This window comes from Sphingobacterium sp. BIGb0116 (assembly GCF_024808035.1).
GTDB lineage: Bacteria > Bacteroidota > Bacteroidia > Sphingobacteriales > Sphingobacteriaceae > Sphingobacterium > Sphingobacterium paramultivorum.
In genome coordinates this window covers 162,798-169,048 of record NZ_JANUDT010000014.1, presented here as the reverse complement: position 1 = coordinate 169,048, position 6,251 = coordinate 162,798, and the positions used below count along the sequence as shown (strand labels likewise).

The window sequence follows — 6,251 nt, the reverse complement described above, 5'->3', positions numbered from 1 at the left end:
ATTGCCGTAACAGGTGGGAGAGTAGGTCGGTGCCTTTTTTTACACGGAAGCCCTTGCTGGAAACAGTCAAGGGCTTCTTTCGTTTAAATACTTCCGTATTTCCATGTACAGGCTATTGCCTGTCCTCCGCATATTGGTTATCGCAGCACTCAGCTTGAGTTTACTGTATGATAATTTTCTAGTACTAAAACTTAAGCAAGCGAATTAAGCCTACTGTAACTAATTCTGCTTACTTGATGTAGAATTACTGGTATGGATTTATAGAAACAAAATATCTACGTATGATTTTCTTAGTGAGAGCATTGTTGGCGTTATCAAATTCGCAAACCTATAACGTTCGTTGTGCCGAGCAGGAATGAGGTCGTAAAACTAGTAATAGAGATAGAACATTTTATATGGAATTTTAACTTAAATATTTATAATTTTTTACTTAATATTCCATATGCCTAGGAATGTCTAAAACATGAGCAATGAGACAATTATAGTACGCTACGTATAGATATTTAAGTTAAATGTTTAATTTTTTTATGTTTTTACAGGGCGTAAAGTGAAGTATTGGAATGAATTGTATATTTGTGGACATTAACTTATATAATGAAAAAAGCTAAATTATTAATGTTGGGCCAAATGATGGTAGTTATTGCTCTACTTATATTTTCCGAAACACTTTGTGCTCAAAAGAAATCTAATAATACAGATTATATTGTTTTCATGAATGGAGATAGCTTATATGGGAAAGTTTCTTCAGTTACGGATAGTAAATTGTCATGGCGTGATGGAGATACGCAGATGGATTTTTTTCCAGACCAAGTTTTTCGTGTTTATCAAAATAGTAAAAACAAAATTTTCGCACCTTCTTACATCGAAAAAGGGCTAGAAAAGGTTAAAAATACAAAACCTCAGGTTTTTCGGATTAATAAAGAAAAATCAGAGGAATTAAGATTTGCTGAATTAATTCAGGATGGTGAAATAACGGTCTATTATTTTAAAAGTTCTGGCTTGGCGGTGGGAGGTGGAACCTCTGGAGCTCTTCTCGGTTTCACGACAAGGAAATATTGGTGTGCTCTTAAGTGTTCTTCTGGAGAGATAATTGAATTGAATGATGTTGTAAAAGATATTTTGGGGCAAGATGTAAAACAAAGGGCTAAAGCGCTATCAGCATTAATAGAAGATGAACCAACCATATTAAAGCAATTTCAGCTTGAACGAAAATATAGTTACGAGTTGTTTTTAAATTATATAAAAAAATATAATGAAGTCAGGTTATCTAAGGAAAATGGGCCCGGCATCGTTTCGGAACGTATAATTTATTAGATTACTGGCGTCATTTATGACGCCAGTAATCTAATATATCATCAAAAAGGAATTCTGAGATAATAGACTTTAATCTTCTTCTGTATAAAAATCAATTAATGAAGATATATAAGGATCTTCCCATCCATCCGAGATATTTTCAAAGTCTTCATCAGGTATATTCGTTTGCCTAATTTCCAAGGAAGTCCCTTTTTTATGTTCATGCAACTTTAATGTAACAATAGAAGGGCTGTCTGTTTCACCGAAATACCATTCTTGTACAATTTTTGTCGATGGTTCTAGTTCCAAGAATCGGCCAGTTATAGCACCATCCCACAAAGAGAATTCTCCATTGACAGTAGGGTCTATTGACACAAGGTCCCCTGTCCAAAGACGAGCGGTAATTTCGGTCGTTAATGCAAGATACAGTTCCTCTGGAGTCGCAGGAATAATAGCATATTTCTTGAATTCTTTCATGGTGCAAAGTTACTCTTTCTTGTAATTTACCACTTATTTTGACTTCATTTTTATTTATCTTAATTTTATCGCAAACTATTGGGACAACATGAGTAATTTTCTGCCAAATTCTTTAGTGAAAAAGTTAGGAGTGAATCCGCTATTTGATACTGATGCATTTATTAAGATACATGAGGAAGGTATTCGGGCGACAGCAATACGCCTAAACCCTAATAAATTAGAAGATTGTCCGTTTCCTAATGCAGGGCAAGTTCCCTGGTGTAATGTGGCTTATTATCTTCAGGATCGTCCAGTGTTTACGTTAGATCCATTATTTCATGCTGGAGCATATTATCCACAAGATGCTTCTTCCATGTTCATCGATCATATCATTCGAAGTTTGAAGTTACATGAGGGGAGTATTCGGGCGTTGGATTTATGCGCCGCACCAGGAGGAAAGTCTACCTTATTAAACAGTAGCTTACATCCGGAATCACTCTTGGTTGCAAATGAAATTATTAAAACAAGGGTTACAATCCTGCAAGATAACTTAATGAAATGGGGAAATGCGAACACAGTAACTACAAATAATGATCCTGCAGCGTTTAATCGTCTTCCTGGATACTTCGATTTGATGGTTGTTGATGCGCCATGTTCTGGATCTGGAATGTTTAGAAAAGATGCCGATGCCATCGATGAATGGTCCGAAGCTAATGTTAAGCTTTGTAGCGAAAGACAACAACGGATTTTGGTTGAAAGCTTGAGCGCTTTAAATAGAGGCGGATATTTGTTTTATTCAACCTGTTCTTATTCACCGGAAGAAAATGAAGATATTGTCGATTGGCTATTGGATAGCGGCGATTTTGAATCTGTTGAAATAGCTATTGAAGAGCATTGGGGAATTGATCATACAAATTCTAATAAGCATCGTGCACACGGTTATCGATTTTACCCGCATAAATTAGGTGGAGAGGGCTTTTTTATTGCTGTCCTTAAGAAGGTTGGTGAACAGGAAACATTCAATAGAAAGCGAATTAAACCAGAGAAATCAGATGTACCCAAAGGAATTTTAGATAACTGGATTTCGGATAGTACTAGCTTTCATACTTTTCTTCATCATGAGGATGTATATGTTTTCCCAAAAATGTACGAACATGATCTAAAGTATCTTCAAAATGTACTTTATCTTAAGAATGCGGGAACGAATGTCGGCAAGCTTAGCAGAAAGGAGCTAATACCAAGCCATGCACTGGCTTTGAGTAATCATTTGACCAAAGACTTTCAATCGGTAGAATTGTCGCTTGAAGATGCGCGTAATTACCTTAGAAAGGAAAATATAGCTGTGGATACGATTGGCGAAAGTCTTCAAGGATGGACAATAGCAATTTTTGAAGGTAAACCTTTAGGCTGGATGAAGGTATTGACCAACCGAATCAATAACTATTATCCAAAGGAATTGAGGATTGTAAATTTATAAAATTTAGAAGCATTGAACGCGGAGAGTATGTTTATAAAAGTTGCGCTTAGGAAAGGCTCACTATAATTGAACAGATATCTTTAGCAACTTCTTCTTTCGATTTTAGGCTAAACTCACGGGTATTTCCAGACCGATCGATTATAGTGACTTTATTGGTATCTGTTGCGAAGCCGGCTCCTTTATCCTGCATGGAATTGAGCACGATAAAATCCAGGTTTTTTCGAATCAATTTGCCTTTCGCGTTTTCGAGCTCATTATTGGTTTCCAATGCAAACCCAACGAGTAATTGGTTTTCTTTCTTTTTAGCCCCTAAAGTTGCCAGAATATCTACCGTTTTTTTCAGCTCAATGGAGAATTCGTTTTCTTTCTTTTTTATTTTTTGGCTAGCAACTTCAACTGGTGTGTAGTCTGCCACAGCAGCACTCATCACAACAATATCTGCGGCTTCAAAATGTTCTTCACAGGCATGTAACATCTCAGCTGCCGAGGTTACTGAAATGGTATCGACGCCTTTGGGTAGTTTAAGGGCGCTGGGGCCTGATACTAGCGTGACGTCTGCGCCAAGTTCTTCAAGTTGTGTGGCTATAGCATAGCCCATTTTTCCACTTGAATGATTGCCAATGAATCGGACTGGGTCTATAGCTTCATAAGTAGGACCTGCAGATACTAACGCTTTCTTTCCTGCTAAGGGTAGTCCTTTCTCCGAAAATTTGACTAAGAAATCCAGTATTTCTTCTGGTTCCGCCAAACGTCCCTCACCCACTAGGCCACTAGCCAATTCCCCTTTTCCCGGAGGAATTAGGATATTGCCATAAGAACTAAGCTTATTGATATTGGATTGTGTGGACGGGTGTTTCCACATATCTAAATCCATTGCTGGAGCGAATAGCACCGGACATTTCGCTGATAGATACACGGCAGTTAGGAGGTTGTCACAAAATCCATTGGCCATTTTGGCCAGTGTATTTGCCGTTGCGGGAGCGACTAAAATGTAATCCGCATTTAAGGCAATTTCGACATGATTATTCCATTCCCCGGTATTCGGCTGATAATAATCAATTAAAACAGGATTTTTGGAAAGAGTGGAAAGCGTAAGCGGGGTAATAAAGGCTGTCGCTTCTTTTGACATGACTACGTTAACTCGGGCATCTGCTTTTAGTAAAAGGCGGATGAGGGATGCAATCTTGTATGCGGCAATACTGCCGCATACAGCAATTACAATATTTTTCCCAGCTAAAGCCATTGTTTAAGGATTAGTCCTGCTCTTTTGAAGGATTTCTGTAGTACACTTTATCGTGTAAAAATTCATCAATAGCAACCAAAGTAGGCTTTGGCATACGCTCGTAATGTTTTGAAATCTCAATTTGCTCACGGTTTTCGAATACCTCTTCCAAGTTATCGTTGTTACTTGCAAATTCGGCAAGTTTTCCGTTCAATTCTTCTTTAATGTCTACTGCAATTTGGTTCGCGCGTTTAGAAATAACTACAATAGATTCATAGAGATTGTCAGTGCCTTTGTCCAATTGTCTCAAGTCACGTGTAACTGTAGAGTTTGGAATTGAATTGTTATTTTTTTGACTCATCTTTTTGGGTATTTTCTTTTTCTTTTTTCGCCTTTTGTTCTTTGATATATACTTCCTGCTCTGCAACGGCTTTATTATAATCCTTCACTTGAGAGAGGGCGGTTTTAATCCCTTTTTCAGAATTTTCACGAAGAGATTCTGCCTCTTTCATATGTTTGCTATTCGGAAAATTACTTGCGAAGCTACGGTAATAGTCCAAGGCATCATCAAATCTACTTTCTTGTTTCAGGAAGAAACTTTTGGATGCATAGATGTATTGTGCTTTTAAGGATAAAAACTCAATCTCTTCTGCATATTTTGTATCAGGGTATTCTTTTAATACATTCTGTAATGCGATGACAGCTGCCCTATAATCATCCGTAAGACCCATGTCATAGTACAGTCTTGCATTAGCAAATGCTTTAAGCTCAAGCTTATCTCTTAATTTCTGAATAAGATCTGCAGCTTCTTTGGACCGCTCCGATTCGGGATAGAGATTGACAAAGAGCTGTAATGCATCAATTGCTTTTCTTGTATTTGCTTGATCTAAGGTTGATCTCGGAGAATCCAAGTAATAGCAATAGGCATGCATAAACCGACATTCCTCTGCTCGTGCACTGTTTGGATAAACATCCGCAAAATCTTTAAAGTGAAATGCTGCAGATGTATAATCTTTCAGACGGTAGTTGGCAAATGCCAAATAATAGTAAATATTTTCTGCTTCAGCTTGTCCACGGAACTTGGTCCGCAAGTCATCAAACAAAACTAACGCCTTTGTATATTTCTTTTTCTCATAAAGTTTTACGGCCTCTTCGTACTTTTGAGCGATATTATTGCTTGCGCGCAATTTCTCAAATTTACTTTTACAACCAGTAAATACCAATAGAAACATCATGCCGGCACAGATAGCCGCTATACGCCTATTTAAAAACATTTTACAAAGATAAGTGAATTTGTTATACTAATCAATTAAATTTTACTGTGCAATATAGTTTAATAATTATTTGATCGCAAAAACAACATTTCTTATTAACATTCTTTAACTCGATAGGTGCTATGAAGAGGGGATATTGTCATTTACTTGTTGTTTTTCCATTGGTAGCGAGGCTCAAAAATACACATTTTAAAATATTTGATTATCTTTACATATTACAATCATTGAATAGCATTAAGAGTATGACTTTAAAAGAAAAAGTTGAGCAAGCATTAGATACCTTGAGACCATATTTGGAAACTGATGGCGGAAATGTGAGTGTTGAAGAGATTACAGCGGATAATGTCGTGCGTTTAAAATTATTGGGAGCATGTGCTTCATGTTCAATGAGCATTATGACCTTTAAAGCTGGTTTAGAGCAGGCAATTAAGAGGGCTGTTCCTGAAATTACAGCAGTGGAGGCTATTAATTTAACAGATCCCGATTCCCCAGAAGCAACTTTACCCCCTGTTAATTAGTTGTTCTATTA

Annotated in this window: 7 protein-coding genes; 3 read left to right on the top strand and 4 right to left on the bottom strand. The window is 37.1% G+C overall.

Annotated elements, in window-relative coordinates; all coding sequences use genetic code 11:
* The first annotated feature begins 594 nt into the window (after positions 1-594).
* Positions 595-1,314: a hypothetical protein gene (locus tag M2419_RS26910; protein ID WP_182330592.1), complete on the top strand. Its 720-nt coding sequence runs from the start codon at positions 595-597 to the stop codon at positions 1,312-1,314.
* A 69-nt stretch (positions 1,315-1,383) separates the two neighbouring features.
* On the opposite strand, the gene M2419_RS26905 is transcribed toward M2419_RS26910, so the two are convergent.
* The gene (locus tag M2419_RS26905; RefSeq protein WP_088163349.1) at positions 1,384-1,770 is read right to left on the bottom strand and encodes an SRPBCC family protein; all 387 of its coding nucleotides are present in this window, start codon (positions 1,768-1,770) and stop codon (positions 1,384-1,386) included.
* An 88-nt stretch (positions 1,771-1,858) separates the two neighbouring features.
* Between M2419_RS26905 and M2419_RS26900 the strand changes: the two genes are divergently transcribed.
* Positions 1,859-3,226, top strand: coding sequence for a methyltransferase RsmF C-terminal domain-like protein (locus M2419_RS26900; RefSeq protein ID WP_159727584.1), 1,368 nt, complete (start codon positions 1,859-1,861; stop codon positions 3,224-3,226).
* A 46-nt stretch (positions 3,227-3,272) separates the two neighbouring features.
* On the opposite strand, the gene coaBC is transcribed toward M2419_RS26900, so the two are convergent.
* Genes coaBC through M2419_RS26885 form a run of 3 tightly spaced genes read right to left on the bottom strand, consistent with a single transcriptional unit; the run spans position 3,273 to position 5,722 of the window.
* On the bottom strand, positions 3,273-4,469 hold the full coding sequence (gene coaBC, locus M2419_RS26895; protein WP_153844536.1) for a bifunctional phosphopantothenoylcysteine decarboxylase/phosphopantothenate--cysteine ligase CoaBC: 1,197 nt from the start codon (positions 4,467-4,469) through the stop codon (positions 3,273-3,275).
* A gap of 10 nt (positions 4,470-4,479) precedes the next feature.
* Complete coding sequence (locus tag M2419_RS26890) at positions 4,480-4,809, bottom strand: DNA-directed RNA polymerase subunit omega (protein WP_075990346.1); 330 nt, start codon at positions 4,807-4,809, stop codon at positions 4,480-4,482.
* Positions 4,793-5,722, bottom strand: a complete 930-nt coding sequence (locus M2419_RS26885; RefSeq protein WP_153844535.1) for an outer membrane protein assembly factor BamD — start codon at positions 5,720-5,722, stop codon at positions 4,793-4,795. The genes M2419_RS26890 and M2419_RS26885 overlap by 17 nt, the downstream gene beginning before the upstream one ends.
* A 242-nt stretch (positions 5,723-5,964) precedes the next feature.
* On the opposite strand from M2419_RS26885, the gene M2419_RS26880 reads away from it, so the two are divergent.
* Entirely contained in the window at positions 5,965-6,240 is a 276-nt protein-coding gene (locus tag M2419_RS26880) for a NifU family protein (protein ID WP_153844534.1), read from the top strand.
* Positions 6,241-6,251 lie beyond the last annotated feature (11 nt).